The organism is Rhodoluna sp. (assembly GCF_024641065.1).
Classification (GTDB): Bacteria; Actinomycetota; Actinomycetes; order Actinomycetales; family Microbacteriaceae; genus Rhodoluna.
In genome coordinates this window covers 1-23996 of sequence record NZ_JAHEDV010000007.1, presented here as the reverse complement: position 1 = coordinate 23996, position 23996 = coordinate 1, and the positions used below count along the sequence as shown (strand labels likewise).

The following is a 23996-nucleotide window of genomic DNA, read 5'->3' as shown; positions in this document are numbered from 1 at the left end:
GATTGTTGTGGGCAACCCTCTCAGTTTAGACCTTTTCTGGGCCCACAAATTCGGCTGTGCCGCTTTAGCTTTCTAGTTTTTCGATCGGAGCAACCTTGACCAGCAGGCGCTTTACGCCGATGCTGCCAAAGTGAATTTCAGCGGTCTGGCGATTGCCTTCACCGGCAGTTGCAATTACTTTGCCCTTGCCAAAATCGGAGTGGTTAATCAGGTCGCCAACGGCTAATTGCAAGCCTTCGTTGTTTCGGACCGAGCTAATTGCGCCCTTCCACTCTGTCTTCGGCTTGGCCGATGGCGTGCCGCCATAACCGCCAGAAGACTCTGACGAATCGCGAGAACCATAGCCGGCACCATCTGCAATTGAAGGTCGGTAGCGGCTTGAGTTGAGTGAACGAGATGACCCCGCTCCAGATTCGCGCCAATCAATCAGTGCATCTGGTATTTCTTGCAGGTAGCGACTCGGAGTCGAAGCTTCAGACTCACCAAACGTGGTTCGGGTCATGGCCAGGCTAATGTGCAATTTCTTGCGTGCTCGAGTGATGCCCACATAGAACAGCCTTCGTTCCTCGGCCATACCGCCCGGAGTAATGAATGACATTCGGTGTGGCAGCAGACCCTCTTCAATTCCGGTGAGGAATACCGCTTCATACTCCAAGCCCTTAGCGGTGTGAAGAGTCATCAAAGAGATGGTTCCTGATTCATCGTCAAGATCATCAGCAGCTGCAACCAGTGCAACTTCGTTCAAGAAGTCGGGCAATCGACCCTCTGGATTATTGCGCTGGAATTCTCGGGCAACCGAGACAAGTTCTTCAAGGTTCTCGACTCGAGCTTCGTCTTGAGGATCACGGCTTGAGCGCAAAGACTCGAGGTAACCCGATCGGTTCAGCATTTCGCGCATGATACTGTCGACTGATTCGGCCTCAACCATGGCCTGAAGCTCATTCAAAAGATCAGCCAATTGATTGATCGCGCCAGTGATCTTTGGCCCAAAACCAAGCTCACTCACGTGAGCCAAAACTTCACGCACTGATAGTCCGTTTTTAGCCGCGAAGGTCGCCAAGGCGGTTTCGCTGGCATCGCCAATGCCGCGCTTTGGAACATTCAGGATTCTTCTGGTAGCCAGGTCATCTTTGATGTTGCTGATGGCCACGAGGTAGGCCATTGCATCCTTGATTTCTTGGCGCTCATAAAACTTTGTTCCGCCGACGACTCGGTATGGCAAGGCTGAACGAATGAAGATATCTTCAAGGGCACGGGTTTGTGAGTTGGTGCGATACATCACGGCAATATCGCGATAGTTGATGCCATCGCTGTGAAGTTTGTTGATTTCATCAGCAATAAACTGCGCTTCATCATGTGCCGAATAACCGGTGTAGCCGACGATTTTCTCGCCATCGCCCGAGGCGGTCCAGAGGTTTTTAGCCGGTCGGTCAAAGTTGTTCGAGATGACAGCGTTAGCCGCAGAAAGAATGTTTTGGGTTGAACGGTAATTCTGTTCGAGCAAGATGGCCTTTGCGCCGCCAAAGTCTTTTTCAAACTCGGTGATGTTTCGAATATCAGCACCACGGAAGGCATAAATCGACTGGTCTGAATCACCCACCACTGTTAGCGACGCTTTAGCGGCTAGCTCTTTGATGAGTGCGTATTGAGCGTGGTTGGTGTCTTGATACTCATCGACCAGGATGTGCTTGAACTTGTCTTGATAGCGAGCCAAAACATCAGGAAAAGCGCGGAACAGGTGAACGGTCTCGCCGATTAGGTCATCAAAGTCGAAGGCGTTGTTCTTTCGAAGTTCTGCCTGGTAACGAGTGAAAATTTCTGAAATCGCACGAGCCACTGGATCATTTTGATCAGTGTTGCGCGCGAATGATTCAGCATCTGCAAGCTCATTTTTGGCATTAGAAATTGCTGCTGCCACACCGGCTGGAGTCAACTTATGGATGTCGGCTGCAGTGTCTTTGATCAGGCGCTTGAGAATTGCTCGGCTATCGCCCGAGTCATAAATTGTGAAATTTGAGTCATGCCCTAGGCGCTCTGCCTCACGACGCAAAATGAGCACACAGGCTGAGTGAAAGGTCTTCAGCCACATTCCATCAGCGGCTTCGCCCAGCAAATCTTTGACTCGTTCGCGCATTTCAGCAGCTGCTTTGTTGGTAAAGGTGATGGCAAGAATCTGAGAAGGCCAGGCCTCTCGGTTTGCCAACAGGTGGGCGATTCGGTGGGTAAGCACTCGGGTTTTGCCTGAACCTGCTCCGGCAACGATAAGCAAAGCTGGGCCGCGGTACTCAACGGCAGCTTTTTGTTGCGGATTCAAGCCTTCTACAAGGCGTTCGCTTGCGCCAAAGGCGTTTGAAAAAAGATCTAACTCAGACATAACTACGCAAGTTTAGGACAGCCCTGCGACAAGTTCGGCAAGCAGGTCGGGCTGGTCGGCAAAGATTCCATCCGTGCCCAGATTAATGAACCCAACGTAATACTCTTCAATGCTGGCAACTGCCTCTTCAACCTTGGCAGTCCAGGCATAAACCAAGAGCCCGCGGTCATGCATTTTGCTCACCAGTGAGCCATCATCAAAAAGTTGCTTGGCCTCGATGCCGACACCGTCAAACTTGCTCGCAATTTCGTCGAGCCAGGCTGCGACCCCCAAGTCGGTGCGGTCGCTGGGCATGCCCCAGCTCTCGACTAAAAATACATATTTCGCAATGTCTCCGCAGAGGCGCTTAGCCTGCGATAGCACCGCGGCGTCAAACGACTCGATGGTTAGCGTTATGCCACGCTCACGCCAATTGCTTTCACCCAAGATTCGAGCAAGGATCGCGGCTACCGGGAATCCAAGCAACGCAAAGTGAGATCCGTGTTTGATCTCGATGATTAGGTGTTTTCCATCGTTGAACGATGCGGCGAGAAATTCATCCAAGGATGGAATCTCGAATTGGCCATCAAACTTTGCGCTACCTGGGCGCAAATCAGCCAGCCTTTCGGTAGCACGAAGTGTCTTGATTTCAGCGAGCGTGAAGTCTTCAACAAACCAGTCTTGGCGGGTCATTTGCCAACCAACTAAACCCTCGCGCTTGCGATCGGCAAACTCAGGGTGTTCGGCAATGTCGGTGGTGTCAGAAAGCCACGAGTCATGACGAACGATCAAATGACCGTCTTTGGTTGGAACAACGTCGCACTCGATTGCATCGGCACCCTGAATAAACGCCAGCTCGAAAGACTCGAGGGTATTTTCTGGTCGATAACCGCAGGCTCCGCGGTGCCCAAAAACGAGCACCGGTTTTGTTATTCCCACTCGATGGTGCCAGGTGGCTTTGATGTGACGTCGAGAACCACTCGGTTTACGCCGTCAACCTCGTTGGTGATTCGGTTCGAGATTTTCGCAAGAACTTCGTAAGGAACGCGGGTCCAGTCTGCGGTCATTGCGTCTTCAGAAGAAACTGGGCGAAGCACAATTGGGTGACCGTAGGTGCGGCCATCGCCCTGAACACCAACCGAGCGAACATCGGCAAGCAGCACAACTGGGCACTGCCAGATCTCAGAATCTAGTCCGGCAGCAGTTAGCTCGGCGCGAACAATCGCATCGGCTTTGCGCAGAAGGTCTAGGCGATCCTTGGTGATTTCGCCAACGATGCGAATACCTAGGCCTGGGCCTGGGAAAGGCTGACGCTGAACAATCTCGGCTGGCAAACCTAGTTCGGCACCGATGGCGCGAACTTCATCCTTGAAGAGAGTACGAAGTGGTTCAACCAGCTCGAACTCAATGTCGTCTGGCAAACCGCCAACGTTGTGGTGGCTCTTAATGCCTGCGGTAGCGCCGCCACCAGATTCAACAACGTCAGGATAAAGAGTGCCCTGAACCAAGAACTTGATTGGTCGGTTGTCGGCTTTCGACTCTTCGTAAAGTGCTGCCTGAGCCTCTTCGAAGGTGCGGATGAACTCGCGGCCGATAATCTTTCGCTTGGTCTCAGGGTCGCTAACCCCGGCTAGCGCGTTCAAGAATTTCTCTTCAACGTTCACGGTAACCAGGCGAATTCCGGTTGCTGCAACATAGTCACGCTCAACCTGCTCGGCCTCGTCTTGACGCAGTAGACCGTGGTTCACGAACACGCAAACCAATTGGTCGCCGACAGCCTTGTGAACCAGCGCGGCTGCAACGGCAGAGTCAACGCCGCCAGAAAGGCCACAGATAACGCGGGCATCGCCCACCTGCGCACGAATCTTCTCCACCTGCTCGGCAATTACGTTGCCAGAATTCCAGTCAGCCGGAATACCAGCGGCATTGTGCAAGAAGTTCACTAGAACGTCTTGACCAAACTGCGAGTGCTTCACCTCTGGGTGCCACTGAACGCCATAAATCTTCTTCTCGTGGTTAGCGAAGGCAGCCACAGGAGTAATTGCGGTTGAAGCCAATACCTCAAAGCCGGCAGGGGCCTTGGTTACCTGGTCGCCGTGGCTCATCCAACAGATTTGCTCGGCCGGCTGACCCTCAAGAATTTCTCCGCCTGAGATAACCGAGAGTTCAGTTGCACCGTATTCGCGAATGCCGGTTGGTTCGACTGTGCCACCAAGAGCATTGGCCAGAGTCTGAAAACCGTAGCAAATACCCAGAATCGGTACACCCAATTCAAGGATGGCTGGGTCAAGCTTTGGAGAACCAGCTTCGTAAACCGATGATGGACCACCAGAAAGGATGATGGCAAGCGGGTTTTTGGCAGCTACTTCAACAGCGGTCACATTGTGGTGAACGATCTCTGAGTAGACCGAAGCCTCGCGAACGCGACGAGCAATCAACTGGGCGTACTGTGCACCGAAGTCGACGACTAGAACCGGACGTGAATTTGTTGATTGGGTCATTTAGACAACCTTTTTCAGATCGGCTTCGGCAACCTTGGCGAAGTATTTTTCGGTAAAGAATGAAAGAAATGGAACGATTCCACCAAGCGCAATAATCAGGAATCTGGTGAAACTCCAGCGCAGCAGAGTCCAGAGTCTGAAATCGCCAAACAGGTAGGCAACATAGAGCCATCCATGAACAATTAGCGAGACCGAGGTGAGGCTAAAGCCATTGGTCGGTAGGCCTACTTTGACGCCGTCAGCGCCCTCTGAATAAAAGGCCAATGCAAGAAAACCATCAGGGCCCGCAAGCCACAGGTCGGCATGAATGCTCAAGCGAATTGCCCACATAACCATGATCAAAATCAAGAACACACCGGTGATATAAGAAGTCACTTTGAAATACTTCAAAACACCACGGATGGTTGGAATTTGCTCGGGAAGAGGGGCCAAAGTCATGCCTCTAGTTTACCGTTTCGAGTTGAAGGCGAATTTGCTCATCTTTGACCAAGCGCCACCAAAGGAAGACCGCAAAACCGGCGAAGAGGCACCACTCCAGAAAATAGAAAGCGCTCAGCCAATTGATACTTGCAGCCCCTTTTTCATAGGAGACTTTAATTTGTTCTAGCTTTCCGCTTTTAGTCTGAAACTCTTGGGCGAGCACAAAAACATCTGGGTACAACTCGGTGCCGGCGTCTAAGTCATAAAGATTGATCAGTTGGGCCAACGATACTGACTTGAGCAAATATGGCTGCTCGATATTCGTCGGTTGCGGTGCCTCGGTTGGCACCCAAATTCCCTTGTGAGGCATGAATGCCTGGGCCTGCACTGATTGCATGAGCGCCTCTCGGTCAGCAACCAGTTCAGCAAGGTTTTCTCCCCAGCCGAGCGCGACCGTGAGCGATTTGCCGGCTTCGTCGTGGGCGCCTGAGATTAGCCAGAACCCGAGTTCATTCGACTGCAATCGGTTTTCGACGATAAAAACATGTTCAGTGTCGAGCATTAGGTTCACAGTTTCAACCGGAAGCTCTTGGGTCTGACCCGGAGTGTTTTTAGTAAAACTTCGATCAAGCTGCCATTGACCCAGTGCTGCGAAAACTGCTGCCACCATGAGCGAAAGCAACAAAGCGCCAATCCACTTCGGCTGCCTTGCGACAGAGAAGAAGGTTGGCGCCTTTGCTGGCATGCTTTTGCCTAAACGTGATATGGGGCAACCACGACGTCAACGCGCTGGAACTCTTTGACATCTGAGTAACCGGTGGTTGCCATCGAACGGCGAAGTGAACCCATTAGGTTGGTGGTTCCGTCAGCCTTTGAAGACGGGCCAACCAAAATCTGCTCGAGTGTGCCAGAGGTTCCGACCTCAACCTTGTTGCCGCGCGGCAACTCTTGGTTGAAAGCCTCTTGACCCCAGTGCCAGCCTTGACCAGGTGCCTCTTCGGCACGAGCAAGAACTGAACCGAGCATCACTGCATCGGCACCAACAGCGATGGCTTTCACGATGTCACCGGCAGTACCAAGACCGCCATCGGCGATTACGTGAACATAGCGACCGCCAGATTCATCCATGTAGTCACGACGAGCGCCAGCCACATCAGCAACTGCGGTTGCCATCGGAGCGTGTATGCCCAAAACGCGGCGAGTGGTTGAAGCTGCGCCACCACCGAAGCCAACTAGAACACCAGCAGCACCGGTGCGCATCAGGTGGAGAGCTGAGGTGTAGGTTGCTGCGCCACCGACGATTACCGGCACCTCGAGCTTGTAAATGAATTCTTTTAGGTTCAGCGGTTCTGAGTTTCGTGAAACGTGCTCAGCCGAAACGGTTGTGCCACGGATAACGAACATGTCGAGACCCGCCTTGATGACGGTGTCGCTGAACTCGGCGGCACGCTGCGGGGTTAGTGCACCGGCAACGGTCACACCAGCTGCACGAATCTGAGCGATTCGATCGCGAATCAGTTCAGCCTTGATTGGCTCTGCATAAATCTCTTGCATGCGCTTGGTAGCAGATTCAGGAGAAAGCTTGGCAACCTCGTTTAGCTGCTGGGTTGGGTCTTCGTAGCGAGTCCAGAGACCTTCAAGATCTAAAACACCGAGACCACCGAGCTTGCCGATGGCAATTGCGGTATCAGGTGAGACGACTGAGTCCATTGGCGCACCCAACACAGGCAGGTCGAACTCATAAGCATCGATCTTCCAGGCGGTTGAAACATCGCGAGGGTCGCGGGTGCGTCGTGATGGCACGATAGCGATGTCGTCGAATGCCCAGGCACGATTGCCGCGCTTGCCGCGACCGATTTCGATTTCACTCATAAGTTCTGTTTCCTAATCCGCGTTTAGCGGGTTCCGTAGTTTGGAGCTTCGACAGTCATCTGAATGTCGTGCGGGTGAGATTCTTTTAGTCCGGCAGCTGTGATGCGAACGAACTTGCCCTTCTCCTGAAGCTGAGGAATGTTTTCGGCACCCACGTAACCCATCGAGGCACGAAGGCCACCGATTAGCTGGTGAACTACAGATGCAACTGAACCGCGGTATGCCACGCGACCCTCGATGCCTTCTGGAACAAGCTTGTCTTCGCGAAGCACGTCATCTTGGAAGTAGCGGTCTTTTGAATAAGACTTTGCCTGGCCGCGAGACTGCATGGCACCCAATGAACCCATGCCACGGTAGGTCTTGTACTGCTTGCCGCCAACGAAGGTGATGTCGCCAGGAGCTTCATCTGTGCCGGCAAGAAGCGAACCAATCATTACCGCGTTAGCTCCAGCTACCAGGGCCTTAGGAATGTCGCCTGAGTACTGCAGACCACCATCGGCGATAACTGGCACACCGGCAGGACGAGCCGCGAGTGAAGCTTGGTAGACGGCGGTGACCTGAGGTACACCAACACCGGCAACAACACGAGTGGTGCAAATTGAGCCTGGACCAACGCCAACCTTGACTGCGTCGGCGCCGGCGTCAACCAGAGCCTGAGCACCCTCGCGAGTAGCGACGTTTCCGCCCATGATGTCAACATTCTTAGCGAATGGTTCGGCCTTTAGCTTGGCGATCATCTCGAGCACGGCACGGTTGTGACCGTGAGCGGTGTCGACGATTAGTAGGTCTACGCCGGCCTCAACCAAAGCCATTGAGCGCTCCCAAGCGTCTTGACCAACGCCAACTGCCGCTGCAACTAGAAGGCGACCGTTTGCATCTTTTGAGGCCAGTGGGTACTTCTCTGATTTGTCGAAGTCTTTTACGGTGATCAATCCGCGAAGTTTGCCGTCAGGGTCAACCAAAGGCAATTTTTCGATGCGGTGCTGAGCAAAAATACCAATCGCGTCATCTGGGTTGATTCCATATGGTGCGGTGATTAGCGGAGTTGGGGTCATTACATCTTTGACCAAAGTTGTGGTGCGCTGCACGTCAAGCACAAATCGCATGTCACGGTTGGTGACAATGCCAACCAGGATGCCGTTCTCGTCGATTACTGGCAGACCTGAAACGCGGTAGCGGCCACAAAGCTCATCGACTTCTTCAATGGTTGCAAGTGGGTTGGTGGTTACCGGGTGAGTAATCATGCCGGCTTCTGAACGCTTAACCAGATCAACTTCGCTGGCCTGACGCTCGAGTGAAAGGTTGCGGTGCAAGACACCGATTCCACCCTGTCGAGCCATTGCGATGGCAAGTCTTGCCTCAGTCACGGTATCCATGGCTGATGAAAGCAAAGGCACGTTGATTTCGATGCGCTTGGTGATGCGAGTCTTGGTGTTCACACCTGATGGAACGATGTCTGACTCACCTGGAAGTAGTAGGACGTCATCGTAGGTTAGGCCAACAAAGCCAAAAGGGTCATGAGAAGTCATTTTTCAATTCTACCCACCGGAGTGGGGCTTGTTTAGAGGAAGAATTTTTGTCTGGCGGCGCTAAAACCACCTTGATTTAACGCAAAAGACCCCGACCTAGGCCGGGGTCTTTCAAAGCAATTTAGCGAACTACTACTGCTAGCACGTCGCGGGCTGAAAGCACTAGGTACTCTTCGCCAGCAAACTTTAGCTCGGTGCCGCCGTACTTCGAGAAGATAACTTTGTCGCCAACAGCAACATCAACTGGGATGCGGTTGCCGCGCTCGTCTACACGACCAGGACCAACAGCAATAACCTCAGCCTCTTGTGGCTTCTCTTTTGCGGTGTCTGGAATTACCAGACCCGAAGCGGTGACCTGCTCTGCCTCAACTGGGCGAACAACGATGCGATCTTCAAGTGGCTTAATCGAAACCGACATGATTACCTCTTCTTCTAGAAACGGGTTTGTAGAGCCATATTAGCACTCGATGCAGTTGAGTGCTAAAGGCTGTTCGCTGTCAGCCGATTGGTAGCCTGTCTTTATGGAACGCCAAGACTTCATTCGCTTGCTCTCACCAGAGGGTCAAAAGCTACTTGAAAAAGTAGGCCCGATTGACGCTAAAGCAGACGTTCTAAAACTGGTCAGCAGCCTTCGTTCCGAAGGAAACGACCCGGCCCTGGTTGCCGCGGTGCTCAGCCAAGCCAAACTTCGCAGGCGAGCCGAATCAAAATTTGGACCATTCACTCCTCAGATGCTCTTCACCGAGGCTGGTCTAGAACAGGCATCCAGGCTTTCAGTGGCGGCATTGCACGCCCAACGCTTCAGAGCCGCGGGCTTGAGCGTCATTGCCGACCTTGGCTGCGGAATCGGAGCCGAGAGCCTGGCTATGGCCAGCCTGGATTTGCAGGTTCGGGCCTTTGACATCGATGAAGTGACCGCCGCAGTGGCTTCCTATAACCTGGCGCCATTTGAAAATGCAGTCGTCGAACAAGCCGACGTCACCAAACTAGACCTTGACCAATTTGATGGACTCTTCTTTGACCCAGCAAGACGCGAACTTGGTGGGCCATCGCGCGAGCGCGCTTCAAGAAAATTTGACCCAGCCGCCTTCTCACCAACATTTGACTTTGTGGTTGCCGCTGCAGAGCGCAAACCTACCGGAGTGAAGTTTGGCCCTGGTCACCCGCACGAAGGTATTCCTGAAACCGCCGAAGCCCAATGGGTTTCAGTAAATGGCGACCTAGTAGAACTTGGCCTCTGGTTTGGCGCTGTTGCGCGCCCAAACATCAAGCGTGCTGCACTTTTGATTACCCCGGATGCAAAGTTCGAAATCACCAGCGCTAGCAGTGCTCGACTAGATGCACCGTATGGCGAGTTGGGTAATTTCGTACACGAGCCAGACAACTCAGTAATTCGATCGCACTTGCTGGGTCAGCTCGCCATTGAGGTGGGCGCTCGCATCTTTGCCCCAGAGATCGCCTACCTGACCAGCGATGAACCTATTGATTCGCCTTGGTTGAAGAGCTATCGCGTGATCGACAACCTAGCTTTCGATCGCAAAAAGTTAAAGGCTTATCTTCGCGAGCGCGAAATAGGCACGCTTGAAATCAAAAAACGTGGTTCAGATATTGTTCCTGAGCAATTGCGCAAAGAGTTGGCGCCCAAAGGGAAAGGCGCCGCCACCCTGATTGTTACCAGAGTGGGCGACGCCCATCGTGTTCTTATCTGCGAGAAGTAATCCCTTTATCCTCGTTTTGTTGCAGTAGTAAAACCCTTAGTCGATCTGACCCATCATGCCGTTGCCGAAACCGTCCATTCTGGTTCCAAAGCCATCCATGGGCATGACATCGCCATAGCCGAAGCCATAGCGAAGCTTGTAAGCGATTGAAGCAATGCCGCCGAGCACCCAAAGCGCTACAACTGCATAGCCCACGATGACACCAGCAATGGCAAGACCTCGACCTGACTGACCAGACTTTTTGATCTGAGCCAGTGAGATGTGACCGGTGATGATTGCGGCCACGGCACCGAAGCCAGTTACCGCTGTTGCGAGAGAAACAACAGCAAGGGTGTTCAGTGAATTCAGGTCAAATTTTGCTGCACCATTAGCAGCCGCTGCAGGGGCGGCCTTAGCCTCAGTTTTTGGTGCAGCTTTTGCGTCTGCCTTCGCAGCGGTTTCAATCTTTGCGGTCTTCTCAGCCATTTGGCTTTCTCCTAGGTCTCGTTGTCTTACAACAAAATCAGTTGACCACCCGTGTCTGATAAAACACTGTGAGAAGCCTGAGGTTAGGCAGTGAAACTACAACGACTGAACTGTGGTCACCGGCAGCGTTGAGTCGGCGCCAAAATGCAAGGATGAAGGCTGGCGCCCGGCCATTATGAGTTGGGCACCAAGAGCGGCGATCATTGCGCCGTTATCAGTGCAGAGGCTAAGTGCTGGGATTCGAAGTTCGATTCCATTCTCGGCGCACCGTTCGGTTGCAAGTTCGCGAAGTCTGGCATTGGCAACCACGCCCCCACCGAGCAACAGTCGAGGAACACCGTAGGCCAGGCAAGCATTAATTGCCTTGCTCACCAAAACGTCGGCAACTGCCTCTCTGAAGCTAGCTGCCACATCGGCCTTGTTATAAGTTTCGCCCTTGGCCTCGGCAACCTCTACCCAACGGGCAACCGCGGTTTTTAGTCCTGAGAACGAGAAGTTATAGCGATGCTTCTCCATGTCTTTTGGCAGAGTGAGCCCACGCGGGAACCTTATCGCTTTAGGGTCACCCCCAATCGCAGCTCGGTCGATTTCGGGGCCACCCGGGTATGGCAATCCGAGCACTCGGGCAATTTTGTCGAAGGCTTCACCCGCGGCATCGTCGATGGTCTCGCCCAACAACTCAACATCATCTAAAAGATCGCGAACCAATAGCAACGAGGTATGCCCACCACTGACCAAGAGTGCAATGGTCGGAGTTTCAAGTTTGCCGCGCTCAAGAATGTCTACTCCGACGTGACCAACCAAGTGATTCACGGCATAGATCGGCTTTTCTAGCGCAACGGCCAAGGCTTTGGCTGCGCCAACGCCAACCATTAGAGCGCCACCGAGACCCGGGCCATTTGTGACCGCAATCGCATCGATATCTTGAAGGCTGAGATTTGCCGTAGCCAGTGCTTGATTCAGAGTTGGCTTGAGCGCCTCTAGGTGAGCTCTTGCTGCAATCTCGGGAACAACTCCACCGAAGCGAGCATGTTCATCCATGCTGCTTGAAATGACATTCGCCAAAAGCGTGCTGCCTCGAACAATGCCAACACCGGTTTCATCGCAAGAAGACTCGATTCCGAGAACCACAGGCTCGCGGCCGAAAGATGACTGCTTGAATTGCAAACGCATAACCCAGGCATCGACATCATCGGGTTGGTAATAACGCTTGCGGGTGTCGATGTGCTCAAACCCCAACGACTCATAGAGTTTTTGAGCCGGCTCGTTATCTGCACGAACCTCAAGAAAAACCTCATAGGCAAGCTGGCGACGGGCATCGGTGAGCAAGTGGTTCATCAGGTCTCGACCAAGACCCTTGCCTCGCTGAGTTTCAGACACAGCGATGGTTTGGATGTCGGCTTGATCGTTGCCAGGCACCTTGCTCAGACCAGCAAAGCCAACCAGCTGCTCATCAAGGTGGGCCACCAAATAAACCGTGTGGTGAGCCTGCACTTCAAAGTGCATATTTTCGCGAGACCAGGCATCTGCCGCGAAGCAGGCATTTTCGAGTTGCATGATTGCGTCAAGGTCTGACTCAACCGCATTTCTTATCGACCAGGGTTTCATCCGCTGACCTTCTTGCCTGGGCTCGGCACCGCATCTGGAGCACGCAGATACAGCGCGGTTACATCATCAGTTGCCTGGCCATCGACTAGTTGCGCATCGAGCACCTTAGCCAGTTGGGCTGCCCTAACCGGCGCTTCAGACCTGATTGGTTGCAGGCCTCTGCCAGCGAGTAGCTCTTCAAGCGCAACCGGTTTGATAACCGCTGGGCCTTCAACACAAATTGGCGCACCCGACTTTGAGATGCCCGAATAAAGCGCCCAGTAGACCTCGCTGCGCCTGGCATCTGCGGTTACCAACAGGGGCTTTTCTTCTGAAACCTGGCTGGCAATCTCGCGGTTTATCAAAGCCTCGCGAGCAACAGCGTCAAGGCTGACGACTCCGAATAACCTAGCTCCGACACCTTCAGAAAACATGATGGCGGCCGCGATGCCGATTCTTAGGCCGGTGAATGGGGCTGGGCCTCGACCAACCACAACAGTCTTTATTTGGCTTGGCTTAATCTCGGCGGCTGCAATCACTTGCGAAATCGCATCGCCAATTCCTTCGGCATGTTTCATGTTGTAGTCGTTGTTCAACTCGGCCAACAATTCGCCGCCACGCAAGACCGCCACGGATGTACCAGCCGAGGTGTCAATCGCCAGAGTGATAGGCATCAGAATTTCACTCCTGACCAACGACTGCCGGTGCCTGTAATAGTAACCTTTCGAGTCTCTGACGCACCGGTGTGGTCTCGCTCGATTTCAAGTTCGAGCCAATCCTCGGTGATTCCGTCGGTTAGCCCGCGACCCCATTCGACCACAGTGATCGAGTTGCCAAAATCAATGTCTAGGTCATCGAGCTCAGCCGCGCTGGTTAGTCGATAAGCATCCACGTGAACCAATTCTGGTTTGCCGGTGCCACAAGAATGGGTTCGGGCCAAAACGAAAGTTGGGCTTGAGACGTTTCCGATTGCGCCCAGCGCCTCGCCAATTCCGCGGGTGAGCGTGGTCTTACCTGCCCCGAGTGGGCCAGTGAGCAAAATTAGATCTCCGGCTTTGAAAGCGCGTGCAAGTTTCAACCCCAAGTCGTGCATTTCTTCGGGGGTTTCGATTATCAGGTTGGCCAGAACCTCGGCCACTTATGCCTCTTCGCCCAAATAGGTTCGCTTGAAACGGCCACCCATGCGAGTGACGATTTCATAGTTGATCGTGTCGGCAGCGGCAGCCAAATCATCCACGGATGGAACCCCCGCGGCAGCATCACCAAAAATAGTCACTAGGTCGCCAGCACTAACTACATCGTCACCGACGTCAAGCACAAATTGATCCATGGCAATTCGACTAAGGATCGAATAGGTCTTGCCGTTGATCGAGACTTTGGCGGCTGTGCTAGCGTTTCGCGGAAGACCCTCGGCGTAGCCAACTGGCACCAGTGCCAAAGTGGTCTCGCCAGTGGTGCGGTGGAGGTAACCATAACTGACCCCATGGTCAGCGGGCACCCGCTTGGTCTGCACAACAACCGAGGTTGCAGTCATTGCCGGAATCAATCCAAAATCTTCAGAGTGATTCTCGGTGAACGGCGAAAGACCATAGAGCGCAACGCCAATACGAACCATTTCGTAGTGAGCCTGCGGGTAGCGAATCGAACCGTCGCTCGCAGTTAGGTGACGCAATTCAAAATCAATCTCGTGCTCTCGCGCGCTTTCGCAGGCAGCCTCGAAGCGTTCGATTTGCAACAGGTCGTCAGCCTCGCTGGTGCAAGACAGGTGACTAAAAATGGCAACTGCCTGAATGAAACCTTCGGCTACAAAACCGTGAGCAGCCTTCAGCAGAGCAGGCCATTCTTGTTCCGTCGAACCATTGCGCCCCAAGCCGGTGTCGACTTTCAAGTGCACGCGGGCGATTCGGCCGAGGTGCTCGGCTGCCTTCGCAACTCGCTCCAACTGTTCCAGGTTGGCAATACCTAATTCGATTCCGCTATCAATGGCACGGATAAAGTTTTCGCGTGGGTCATGCAACCAAGCCAAAATTGGCAGATCGATTCCGGCATCACGCAACTGCTGAGCTTCGTGAACGTCAGCAACGCCGAGATAGTCGACGCCAGCAGCCTCAAGCTTCTTAGCTACCGGAATCATGCCGTGGCCGTAGGCGTCTGCCTTGACCACTCCCAGAACCATGGCTGAGCCAACGCGCGCGCGCACCGACTTAAGGTTGCTCGCAATGGCGTCAAGATCGATAATCAACTCGCGCATCAGGCACCTCCCTCGGCCACTACAAAAGCAACAGCCATTTGGCCGTCATGAGTAATTGAAACATGGATGTTCTGCACCCCGGCATCAGCAGCTAATTCAGCCGTGCGCCCAGTGAGCGAAAATGCTGGTTTGCCTGAAGCTTCTTTGATGATCTCCATGCCATGCCACTCCAAGCCGCCAACTCCGGCGAGCGCCTTAATCAACGCTTCTTTAGCCGCGAATTTGCCCGCCAAAGATTTGAGGTTCGAATCGCGCTCGGCCTCGGTGAAAAGCCGTTCGGCAAGTCTAGGAGTCTCTGAGAGTTTGATTTCGAAGCGGCTGAGTTCAACCGCGTCTACACCGACACCCACAATCATCGAATTACTCGACCGTTACCGACTTGGCTAGGTTGCGAGGCTGGTCTACATCCAAGCCCTTTGCGGTTGAAAGTTCAAGAGCAAAGCACTGAAGTGGAATCACAGTCAAAATCGAAGAGAAAATGTTTTCACACTTTGGCACATAGGTCACGTGCTCGGCATAGTTGCCAACCTCGGCGTCGCCCTCTTCAGCAATCGCAATAACCTTGGCTCCGCGAGCGCGAATCTCTTGGATGTTTGAAATCACCTTCGGGTGCAAGCTGTCGACATCGTCTGGGCTTGGCACGATAACGAATACCGGCTGCCCCTCTTCGATTAGTGCAATTGGGCCGTGCTTCAATTCACCCGCGGCAAAACCTTCAGCATGGATGTAAGCCAGCTCCTTGAGCTTGAGTGCACCCTCCATAGCGACCGGGAAGCCGACGTTGCGACCTAGGAATAGCACTGACTTTGCGTCAGCCATCTTCTTGGCCAGTTCACGAATTGGCTCAAGGCGCTCTAGAACGTGAGTGACATTTGCCGGCATCTTCAATAGCTCTTGACCCAGGCGACGAAGTTCTGCCTGTGCGGTTGCACCGCGACCAGCACCTAGGAACAGTGCCAATAGGTAACCCGCGGTGATCTGTGCCACCAGAGCCTTGGTTGAGGCAACAGCAACCTCTGGGCCAGCGTGGGTGTAGATAACAGCGTCTGACTCTCGGGCAAGGGTTGCACCCTGGGTGTTACAGATTGCTAGAACCTTTGCACCCTGCTCTTTGGCATAACGGGTAGCCATCAGGGTATCCATGGTCTCGCCAGACTGGCTGACCGCAACAATTAGAGTGCGCTCGGTGACGATTGGGTCGCGGTAACGGAACTCGTGTGAGAGCTCTACCTGAACCGGAATGCGAGAGAACTTTTCGATTGCATACTTGGCCACGTCACAGGCATAGCTCGCAGTGCCACAGGCAACCATGATGATGCGGTCGATGTTCTTGATGTCTTCTGCGCTAAGGCCGTCAATTTCTTGAAGAACTACAGAGCCATCTGATTCAAGGCGGCCCATGAGTGTGTCGGCGACTGCCTGAGGCTGGTCGGCGATCTCTTTCGCCATAAAGCTTGACCAACCACCCTTGCTGGCAGCAGAGGCATCCCAGTCAACTTTGAATTCGGTTGGGGTTACCGGTGCGCCGTCGAAGGTGCGAACCTCGACTGAACCTGCGCGCAGAATTACGATTTCATCCTGGCCAACAGAGATGGCGCGGTCGGTGTGCTCGACGAATGCTGCAACGTCAGAACCCAAGAAGTTTTCGCCGTCACCAAGACCAATAACCAACGGTGCGTTGCGACGGGCTGCCAAAACAACGTCTGGCTGAGATTCATGAATTACCAGGATGGTGAATGCGCCGTGCAGGCGGTTAACCACATTTGCAAAAGCTTTAGGCAGGTCGCCGGTCTTTTCGAACTCGGCTGCAATTAGGTGGGCTGCAACTTCAGAGTCAGTCTCGCTTGCAAATTTGGTGCCCGCGGCAAGCAGCTCAGCTTTTAGTGCACCAAAGTTCTCAATGATGCCATTGTGAATCAGAGAAAGTTTGCTGGTTGGGCCACCTAGGTGTGGGTGTGCGTTGCCATCAGTTGGCGCGCCGTGTGTTGCCCAGCGAGTGTGGCCGATACCGATGTGTGACTCAGGTAGCGGGTGTGAGGTGATTTCTGAAACCAGGTTGTCTAGCTTTCCAGCCTTCTTGCGGGTTTCAAGGTTTCCACCAGCTGAAATTACTGAAACTCCAGCTGAATCGTAGCCACGATATTCCAGTCTGCGAAGGCCGCCAAGTAGCACGTCCAGGGTTGACTTTGGGCCTACATAGCCGATGATTCCACACATGCCTTCAACTTTACGGCAGAATGGCTTTTTGTGAGCGAACTGCTGAGCCCTTTCAACGAGATTTCTCGAGCCGACTGGGCAGACCTAGGAAACACCACTGATATGCCTCTGACCGAGGCTGAAATTCAGCAAATCCGTGGCCTCGGTGACTTTCTAGACCTCAAAGAAGTTCGCGAGGTCTACCTACCTCTCAGCCGCTTGCTCAACCTCTATGTTGCCGAGCACCAGAGCCTTCACCGCGCTGCCGGAAGCTTTCTTGGCAAGTCTTCAGGTCGCACTCCGTTCATCATCGGCGTTGCCGGTTCAGTGGCCGTTGGCAAGTCAACTGTGTCTCGATTGCTGAAGGAGCTGCTCAGTCGCTGGGATGGCACTCCGAGCGTTGAACTAGTGACCACGGATGGATTTCTGCACCCCAATGCCGAACTAGAAAAACGCGGCATCATGCACCGCAAGGGATTCCCCGAGTCTTACGACCGCCTAGCGTTGCTCAAATTCGTGGCCGACATCAAGAGCGGTGCTGCTGAGGTAACCGCACCGGTCTATTCGCACCTGATTTACGACATCGTTCCCGGCGAAGTCATCGCCGTTCACAATCCAGACGTCTTGATCATCGAGGGTTTGAATGTGTTGCAATCCCCCGGTGCCGACCAAGACGTTGCGCTAAGCGATTTCTTCGACTTCAAGATTTATGTTGATGCTGACACCCAGAACATCACATCCTGGTTCTTGGATCGATTCTATAAATTGCGCGAGTCAGCCTTCACGAACCCTGCATCGTATTTTCACCGCTACGCGGAAATGCCAGTTGACAAGGCATTGGCCCGAGCCAATGAGATTTGGTCGACAATCAATTTGCCGAACCTGGTTGAGAATATTTTGCCAACCAGATCAAGGGCGACTTTGGTTTTGCACAAAGGCGACAAGCATGCGGTAGAGCGCGTGCTGCTCAGAAAGCTTTAGAGCGCCAGTTCTTTTTCGACTACGCGCGATATGCGTTCAGCCCAGCTTCTTGCTGTGCCTTCGTCAGCGGCCTCGACCATAACTCGAACCAGCGGCTCGGTTCCAGATGCGCGCAAAAGCACTCGGCCGGTTCCGTGAAGAGCTGCTTCAGCCTCGGCAACAATAGCTTGAACTGCCGCGTCTGAGTCTGCACGAGAACGGTCAACCTTTGGAACGTTGATCAATACCTGTGGGTAAACCGTCATAACCTTGGCAAGTTCGGCAAGGGATTTGCCCTTTCGGTTTACTTCGGCTGCCAACTTCAGGCCGGTCAAGATTCCGTCACCGGTGGTTGCATACTGGCTAAAAATTACGTGGCCAGACTGCTCGCCACCCAAGGTGTAGCCACCAGCGCGAATTTCTTCAAGAACGTAGCGGTCGCCAACTTTGGTCTCAAGCATTTCGATGCCGTTTTCGCGCATCGCAATCTTTAGACCCAGGTTGCTCATAACCGTTGCAACCAAGGTGTTTCGAGCCAGCTGCCCGCGCTCTTTCATTGAAAGCGCAAGAATAGCCATGATCTCATCACCGTCAATAATGTGACCGTTGTGATCGACAGCCAAGCAGCGGTCGGCATCACCATCGTGAGCTACACCAAGATCTGCACCGTGTTCTAGTACCGCCGTCTGCAATGCGCTCAAGTGGGTAGAACCACATCCGAGGTTAATGTTCATGCCATCTGGGTCTGCACCAATAACGATCACCTGAGCACCAGCATCAGCAAAAACCTGAGGTGAAACACCCGCAGCTGCACCGTGGGCACAGTCGACAACTACCTTGAGGCCATCAAGTCGGTTAGGCAGGCTAGCCAACAAGTGAACGATGTAGCGATCTTCAGCATCAGCAAATCGCTGAACGTGGCCGACATTGCCGCCAACCGGAGCCAGCTTTTCGCCAGCCATCGCTGCCTGAATGGCATCTTCAATTGCGTCGTCAAGTTTGTGACCACCACGCGAGAAGAATTTGATGCCGTTATCTGGGGCTGGGTTGTGCGAAGCCGAAATCATGACACCAAAATCGGCGTCTAGATCAGCGGTTAGAAACGCAGTCGCCGGGGTCGGCAAGACTCCAGCGTCAAAAACGTCAACCCCCGAACTCGAGAGCCCGGCTGCAATTGCTGCAGCTAGAAACTCTCCCGAGATGCGGGGGTCGCGGCCGATAACGGCTTTAGGTTTGATTCCTCGTGAACGCGCTTCTTCGCCTAGAACGATGGCAGCCGCTTGAGCCAGCTGAATAGCCATTTCAAGGGTGAGGTCTCGGTTAGCAAGACCTCGAACGCCATCGGTTCCAAATAGACGAGCCATGTTTGAAGACTACGCGCTGAACGAGAATCCGAAACGGATTAACGCTTCGAGAACTGAGATGCCTTACGTGCCTTCTTAAGACCAGCCTTCTTGCGCTCGATAACACGTGGGTCGCGCTTTAGGAAGCCTGCCTTCTTTAGTGAAGGACGGTTGTTGTCGCGGTCGATCTCGTTAAGTGCACGAGCAATACCTAGACGAAGTGCACCAGCCTGACCAGCTGAGCCGCCACCTGAGATGCGAGCGACTACGTCGTAAGCGCCCTTTAGGTCAAGGATGGTGAACGGGTCAGTGATTAGCTGCTGGTGAAGCTTGTTTGGGAAGTACTCTGCGAACTCACGGCCGTTGACCTTGATAACGCCGGTGCCTGGCATGATGCGAACGCGAGCGATCGCTTCTTTGCGGCGACCTAGGCCTGCACCTGGAGTGGTTAGTGGGCCACGTGACTTAGCCGGAGCAGCCTTAGCTGCTGGGGTCTCGGTGGTGTAGCTCTCTGGAACTGCTACGTCTTCAGCAGTGGTGTTTTCTACGATGTCTTTAGCCACGAGGGATTCCTTACTGAGCTACCTGGTCGATGATGAAAGGCTTTGGCTGCTGAGCAGCGTGTGGGTGCTCTGCACCGCGGTAAACCTTAAGCTTTGACAACTGGTCTGCGCCTAGCTTGTTGTGAGGCAGCATGCCCTTGATTGCCTTTTCTACAGCCTTCTCTGGGTTCTTCTCAAGAAGTTCCGCATAGGTGGTTGCAGTTAGGCCACCTGGGTAACCAGAGTGACGGTAAGCCTTCTTCTGCTTGAGCTTGGCGCCGGTTAGAGCAACCTTCTCTGCATTGATGATGATGACGAAGTCACCGTTGTCCATGTGAGGAGCAAAAGTTGGCTTGTGCTTTCCGCGCAACAGTGCTGCTGCGTGGGTTGCTAGACGGCCGAGAACTACATCAGCGGCGTCGATGACTAGCCACTCGTTGCTCAGCTCGTGAGCCTTTGGAGAATAAGTACGCACGTTAGATTGCCTTCTACTTCAGTGTCGGATTGAAATGAACCCTCACTAGAAGAGAGATCTTCTCGGGATTCACATTTTCACATTGGCTAACTGCCAATACCAAAGGTCAAGTCTAGCCCGAACTATGGCTTGCGGTCAAACCCTAATTCTCATCCAAGGTTCGAAGGTTGCGAGCAATCTCTGCCTGGGCCGCTAATTGGTCATCGGCTGGGTAACCAATCTTGATTAAAGTGAGTCCACGAGCCGGCGCTACCTTGTATGAACCAACCCTGGTTTTGCGGGCCAACGTCGCCGAAATGTCGCTAGGTGTAGCTCGGCCTTCACCAGCGGTAATCAGCCCGCCAACGATTGAGCGAACCATGTTGTGGCAAAAAGCATCCGCCTGAATCTCAACCTCAATGACATTGTCATCTTGAGTGTTTCGCTGAATAGTGATTTCTCTCAGATGGCGAATGGTTGTGGCGCCGAGCTTTGGTCGACAAAAAGAGGCAAAGTCGTGAAGTCCATAGAGTTCGAGCGCAGCGGCTTGCATCTGCAAGACATCCAAGGGGTGTTTGATCCAGTGGGTATAGCGCTGCTTTAGTGGGTTCTTTTGAGCTAGGCCATCGGCGATGCGATAGCGATAGCGGCGGTAGGTCGCAGAGAAGCGTGCGTCGAACCCCGGCGGCGCCTCTTCTACAGAATGCACACGGATGTCCACTGGCAGCAGGTCGTTCAATTTGCCAACCATGCCACGGGAACGGCCCAGTCGCTTGATTTGCTCTATCGACAGATCGAAATGAACAACTTGGTCATAGGCGTGAACGCCGGCATCAGTTCTACCGGCCACTCGCATTCCAAAGTCATTCTTCGATTCACCAAAGACGGTGGTTAGGGCTTCGAGCAGTTCAGCCTGAACCGTGTTGAAGTCACGCTGCTTCGAAAACCCCCAATAGGCGGTTCCGTCGTAGGCAAAGTTCACGCGGTAACGAAAAAGCCCGTTAACCGGTGGGTTAACGGGCTGATTCATTAGCTAAAACTACTCTGCTGCTGGAGCCTCTACTGCTGCTTCTTCAACTTCGGTCTCTACGACCTCGGCTGGAGCCTCAACAGGAGCTGCTGCAACTGCCTTAACGCTGTTGGTTAGCTTAGGCTTCTTGGTTGCGTTCTTAGGAGCAACTGGCTCAAGAACAAGCTCGATAAGCGCCATAGGGGCGTTGTCGCCCTTACGGAAGCCAAGCTTGGTGATGCGGGTGTAGCCACCCTGGCGCTCTGCAACCTGTGGTGCGATGTTTGCGAATAGCTCGTGAACAACTGACTTGTCAGTGATCTGCTGCATAACGCGACGACGTGCGTGTAGGTCTCCGCGCTTTGCGAAGCTAACAAGACGCTCTGCAACTGGACGAAGGCGCTTTGCCTTGGTCTCAGTAGTAGTGATCTTGCCGTGCTTGAAAAGCGAAGTCGCCATGTTGCGAAGCATTAGACGCTCGTGAGCTGGTCCGCCACCTAGACGTGGTCCCTTAGTTGGGGTAGGCATTGATTTCTCCTCTTAGATTTCTGTGATCTGGAAGACCGGCTTACGCCTGGTCGCCCTCGTCATAAGCCGAGCTAAAGTAAGCTGCGTCGAAGCCTGGGACGGCGTCCTTGAACTTAAGTCCCATTGAGGTTAGCTTGTCGCGAACCTCGTCTACCGACTTGCTACCGAAGTTGCGGATGTTCATCAACTGGTCTTCTGAAAGACCGATTAGCTCGCTAACGGTGTTGATGCCCTCGCGCTTTAGGCAGTTGTATGAGCGGACGGTTAGGTCCAGTTCTTCGATTGCCATTGCAAGCTCAGGTGACAGTCCAGCCTCAACTGGTGCTGCGCCAAGCTCGATACCTTCAGCGGCTGAGTTAAGCTCACGTGCAAGACCAAAGAGCTCAACCAAGGTGCTACCTGCAGACGCAACTGCGTCGCGAGGAGTGATCGATGGCTTGCTCTCAACGTCAACGATTAGCTTGTCGAAGTTGGTGAACTCACCGGCACGGGTTGCCTCTACGCGGTACGAGACCTTTAGTACTGGTGAATAAATTGAGTCAATTGGAATAACGTCAGCATCTGCGTCTGGGTTACGGTTCTGAGAAGCCTGAACGTAGCCACGGCCACGCTCGATGGTTAGCTCAACTTCGAACTTTGCCTTTGCGTTGATGGTTGCGATAACCAATTCTGGGTTGTGAACCTCTACACCAGCAGGTACCTGGATGTCTGCAGCGGTTACAGGGCCAGCAGTCTGCTTGCGCAGGTGAGCCACGACAGGTGCGTCGTGCTCTGAAGAAACTACGAGGTCCTTGATGTTCAAGATGATCTCGGTTACGTCTTCTTTAACACCCTCGATGGTGCTGAACTCGTGACGAACACCCTCGATGCGGATGTTGGTAACAGCTGCACCTGGGATAGATGACAAAAGGGTACGACGGAGTGAGTTTCCTAGGGTGTAACCAAAACCTGGCTCAAGTGGCTCTAGAGCAAAACGTGAGCGGTTCGGTGCTAGTACTTCTTCGTGAAGAGTTGGACGCTGTGCAATCAGCACGTTTGGTTCCTTTCAGCTAGACATCCACTATTTGATGTCTATTTGTTGGGGACTTCGCAGTGGCCACTACGAAGCGGTAAATCTTTGATGCGCTTAGCATCGGGTGGTTAGACCCGGCTAGCCAATTTAGCCAGCCGAGACAGAACCGAAGTTAGACGCGGCGACGCTTTGGTGGGCGGCAACCGTTGTGAGCCTGTGGGGTCACGTCTGAGATTGAGCCAACCTCTAGGCCAGCAGCCTGAAGTGAACGGATTGCAGTTTCGCGACCTGAGCCTGGGCCCTTCACGAATACGTCAACCTTCTTTAGGCCGTGCTCCTGTGCCTTGCGAGCTGCTGCTTCTGCTGCTAGCTGCGCGGCGAACGGGGTTGACTTACGTGAACCCTTGAAGCCGACATCGCCAGATGATGACCATGAGATAACCGCACCGGTTGGGTCGGTAATTGAAACGATTGTGTTGTTGAAGGTGCTCTTGATGTGGGCCTGGCCTACAGCAATGTTCTTCTTCTCTTTGCGGCGTGGCTTGCGGACGCTTGCCTTAGGTGCTGCCATGAGTTTCTCCTAAATTCTTAAGGTTTGTGGAAGGGCTACAAGTGCCTAAGGGCTACTTGCGAGCCGCCTTCTTCTTGCCGGCTACGGTACGCTTTGGACCCTTGCGAGTACGTGCGTTGGTCTTGGTACGCTGACCGCGGACCGGTAGGCCCTTGCGGTGACGGATACCCTCGTATGAGCCGATCTCAACCTTGCGGCGGATGTCTGCTGCAACATCGCGGCGGAGGTCACCCTCAACTTTGAAAGTGCCTTCGATGAAGTCACGGATGGCAACCAGCTGGTCGTCAGTTAGGTCTTTTACGCGGATGTTCTTGTCAACCTTGGTTTCTTCCAAGATCTGAACTGAGCGAGTACGGCCAATGCCGTAGATGTAGGTAAGTGCGATTTCGACGCGCTTCGCGTCTGGAATATCTGCTCCGGCAACACGTGCCATGGGATTTCTCCTTGTTGTAGTTGAAGGTCTGGAGCAATACATCCGAATCTCACGATTTGGCCCCGGCCTTCTCCGAGGGTTAGGTTCCTAAAAACCTTGTATTGCCTTTTTTGTTATTTGGTTATTAGCCCTGGCGCTGCTTGTGACGTGGGTTGTCGCAGATAACCATGACGCGACCGTGACGACGAATGACCTTGCACTTGTCGCAAATCTTCTTGACGCTTGGGTTTACCTTCATGTCTCTTACTTCTA

26 protein-coding genes are annotated in these 23996 nt (G+C 53.4%); 2 read left to right on the top strand and 24 right to left on the bottom strand.

The annotated features are described in order from the left end of the window. Positions 1-64: 64 nt before the first annotated feature. From Q0L26_RS05200 to groES, 8 genes are all read right to left on the bottom strand, one after another. Positions 65-2374 carry a UvrD-helicase domain-containing protein gene (locus Q0L26_RS05200; RefSeq protein ID WP_296648354.1) on the bottom strand — a complete coding sequence of 770 codons (2310 nt, stop codon included), beginning with the start codon at positions 2372-2374 and terminating at the stop codon, positions 65-67. 12 nt (positions 2375-2386) lie between these two features. After that, positions 2387-3274 carry a glycerophosphodiester phosphodiesterase family protein gene (locus Q0L26_RS05195; protein ID WP_296648351.1) on the bottom strand — a complete coding sequence of 296 codons (888 nt, stop codon included), beginning with the start codon at positions 3272-3274 and terminating at the stop codon, positions 2387-2389. Between the two features lie 8 nt (positions 3275-3282). After that, positions 3283-4854: a glutamine-hydrolyzing GMP synthase gene (gene guaA, locus Q0L26_RS05190; protein WP_296648349.1), complete on the bottom strand. Its 1572-nt coding sequence runs from the start codon at positions 4852-4854 to the stop codon at positions 3283-3285. Beyond that, positions 4855-5292, bottom strand: a complete 438-nt coding sequence (locus Q0L26_RS05185; RefSeq protein WP_296648346.1) for a DUF3817 domain-containing protein — start codon at positions 5290-5292, stop codon at positions 4855-4857. A 4-nt stretch (positions 5293-5296) separates the two neighbouring features. Beyond that, a complete protein-coding gene (locus Q0L26_RS05180; RefSeq protein ID WP_296648345.1) occupies positions 5297-6019 on the bottom strand; it encodes an SURF1 family cytochrome oxidase biogenesis protein in 723 nt (240 codons plus the stop codon). An 8-nt stretch (positions 6020-6027) separates the two neighbouring features. After that, positions 6028-7146 carry a GuaB3 family IMP dehydrogenase-related protein gene (locus tag Q0L26_RS05175; RefSeq protein ID WP_296648342.1) on the bottom strand — a complete coding sequence of 373 codons (1119 nt, stop codon included), beginning with the start codon at positions 7144-7146 and terminating at the stop codon, positions 6028-6030. A gap of 23 nt (positions 7147-7169) precedes the next feature. Further along, a complete protein-coding gene (gene guaB, locus Q0L26_RS05170; RefSeq protein ID WP_296648340.1) occupies positions 7170-8675 on the bottom strand; it encodes an IMP dehydrogenase in 1506 nt (501 codons plus the stop codon). A 121-nt stretch (positions 8676-8796) separates the two neighbouring features. After that, entirely contained in the window at positions 8797-9093 is a 297-nt protein-coding gene (gene groES, locus Q0L26_RS05165) for a co-chaperone GroES (protein ID WP_296648336.1), read from the bottom strand. 103 nt (positions 9094-9196) lie between these two features. On the opposite strand from groES, the gene Q0L26_RS05160 reads away from it, so the two are divergent. Then, positions 9197-10393 (top strand): class I SAM-dependent methyltransferase, encoded by a 1197-nt coding sequence (locus Q0L26_RS05160; protein ID WP_296648334.1) that lies wholly within the window; start codon positions 9197-9199, stop codon positions 10391-10393. A gap of 36 nt (positions 10394-10429) precedes the next feature. On the opposite strand, the gene Q0L26_RS05155 is transcribed toward Q0L26_RS05160, so the two are convergent. The 7 genes from Q0L26_RS05155 to glmS form a co-directional block, all read right to left on the bottom strand. Beyond that, the gene (locus tag Q0L26_RS05155; protein ID WP_296648332.1) at positions 10430-10858 is read right to left on the bottom strand and encodes a DUF4190 domain-containing protein; all 429 of its coding nucleotides are present in this window, start codon (positions 10856-10858) and stop codon (positions 10430-10432) included. Positions 10859-10954: 96 nt separating this feature from the next. Then, positions 10955-12466, bottom strand: a complete 1512-nt coding sequence (gene tsaD, locus Q0L26_RS05150; RefSeq protein WP_296648329.1) for a tRNA (adenosine(37)-N6)-threonylcarbamoyltransferase complex transferase subunit TsaD — start codon at positions 12464-12466, stop codon at positions 10955-10957. Next, entirely contained in the window at positions 12463-13119 is a 657-nt protein-coding gene (gene tsaB, locus Q0L26_RS05145) for a tRNA (adenosine(37)-N6)-threonylcarbamoyltransferase complex dimerization subunit type 1 TsaB (RefSeq protein ID WP_296648327.1), read from the bottom strand. The genes tsaD and tsaB overlap by 4 nt, the downstream gene beginning before the upstream one ends. Beyond that, on the bottom strand, positions 13119-13583 hold the full coding sequence (gene tsaE / locus Q0L26_RS05140; protein WP_296648324.1) for a tRNA (adenosine(37)-N6)-threonylcarbamoyltransferase complex ATPase subunit type 1 TsaE: 465 nt from the start codon (positions 13581-13583) through the stop codon (positions 13119-13121). The genes tsaB and tsaE overlap by 1 nt, the downstream gene beginning before the upstream one ends. Continuing rightward, entirely contained in the window at positions 13584-14696 is a 1113-nt protein-coding gene (alr, locus tag Q0L26_RS05135; RefSeq protein ID WP_296648320.1) for an alanine racemase, read from the bottom strand. After that, on the bottom strand, positions 14696-15052 hold the full coding sequence (locus Q0L26_RS05130) for a holo-ACP synthase (RefSeq protein WP_296648318.1): 357 nt from the start codon (positions 15050-15052) through the stop codon (positions 14696-14698). Before Q0L26_RS05130 ends, alr begins: the two co-directional genes overlap by 1 nt. Before the next feature lie 4 nt (positions 15053-15056). Beyond that, positions 15057-16913, bottom strand: coding sequence for a glutamine--fructose-6-phosphate transaminase (isomerizing) (gene glmS, locus Q0L26_RS05125; RefSeq protein ID WP_296648315.1), 1857 nt, complete (start codon positions 16911-16913; stop codon positions 15057-15059). A 30-nt stretch (positions 16914-16943) separates the two neighbouring features. On the opposite strand from glmS, the gene coaA reads away from it, so the two are divergent. Then, positions 16944-17873, top strand: coding sequence for a type I pantothenate kinase (gene coaA / locus Q0L26_RS05120; protein WP_296648313.1), 930 nt, complete (start codon positions 16944-16946; stop codon positions 17871-17873). On the opposite strand, the gene glmM is transcribed toward coaA, so the two are convergent. The 9 genes from glmM to rpmJ all read right to left on the bottom strand — a co-directional run bounded on the left by glmM (position 17870) and on the right by rpmJ (position 23982). Next, positions 17870-19216: a phosphoglucosamine mutase gene (glmM, locus tag Q0L26_RS05115; RefSeq protein ID WP_296648310.1), complete on the bottom strand. Its 1347-nt coding sequence runs from the start codon at positions 19214-19216 to the stop codon at positions 17870-17872. The genes coaA and glmM overlap by 4 nt on opposite strands. A gap of 38 nt (positions 19217-19254) precedes the next feature. Continuing rightward, positions 19255-19758: a 30S ribosomal protein S9 gene (gene rpsI, locus Q0L26_RS05110; protein ID WP_296648307.1), complete on the bottom strand. Its 504-nt coding sequence runs from the start codon at positions 19756-19758 to the stop codon at positions 19255-19257. A 10-nt stretch (positions 19759-19768) separates the two neighbouring features. Beyond that, a complete protein-coding gene (gene rplM / locus Q0L26_RS05105; protein WP_296648305.1) occupies positions 19769-20212 on the bottom strand; it encodes a 50S ribosomal protein L13 in 444 nt (147 codons plus the stop codon). A gap of 142 nt (positions 20213-20354) precedes the next feature. Continuing rightward, positions 20355-21221, bottom strand: a complete 867-nt coding sequence (gene truA, locus Q0L26_RS05100) for a tRNA pseudouridine(38-40) synthase TruA (protein ID WP_296648302.1) — start codon at positions 21219-21221, stop codon at positions 20355-20357. Positions 21222-21230: 9 nt separating this feature from the next. Next, entirely contained in the window at positions 21231-21728 is a 498-nt protein-coding gene (gene rplQ / locus Q0L26_RS05095; RefSeq protein WP_296648300.1) for a 50S ribosomal protein L17, read from the bottom strand. Between the two features lie 40 nt (positions 21729-21768). Continuing rightward, entirely contained in the window at positions 21769-22761 is a 993-nt protein-coding gene (locus Q0L26_RS05090; RefSeq protein ID WP_296648297.1) for a DNA-directed RNA polymerase subunit alpha, read from the bottom strand. Between the two features lie 151 nt (positions 22762-22912). Beyond that, positions 22913-23311: a 30S ribosomal protein S11 gene (gene rpsK / locus Q0L26_RS05085; protein ID WP_296648294.1), complete on the bottom strand. Its 399-nt coding sequence runs from the start codon at positions 23309-23311 to the stop codon at positions 22913-22915. A gap of 52 nt (positions 23312-23363) precedes the next feature. Next, the gene (gene rpsM, locus Q0L26_RS05080; RefSeq protein ID WP_296648291.1) at positions 23364-23744 is read right to left on the bottom strand and encodes a 30S ribosomal protein S13; all 381 of its coding nucleotides are present in this window, start codon (positions 23742-23744) and stop codon (positions 23364-23366) included. 124 nt (positions 23745-23868) lie between these two features. Further along, positions 23869-23982 carry a 50S ribosomal protein L36 gene (gene rpmJ, locus Q0L26_RS05075; protein WP_038503151.1) on the bottom strand — a complete coding sequence of 38 codons (114 nt, stop codon included), beginning with the start codon at positions 23980-23982 and terminating at the stop codon, positions 23869-23871. Positions 23983-23996 lie beyond the last annotated feature (14 nt).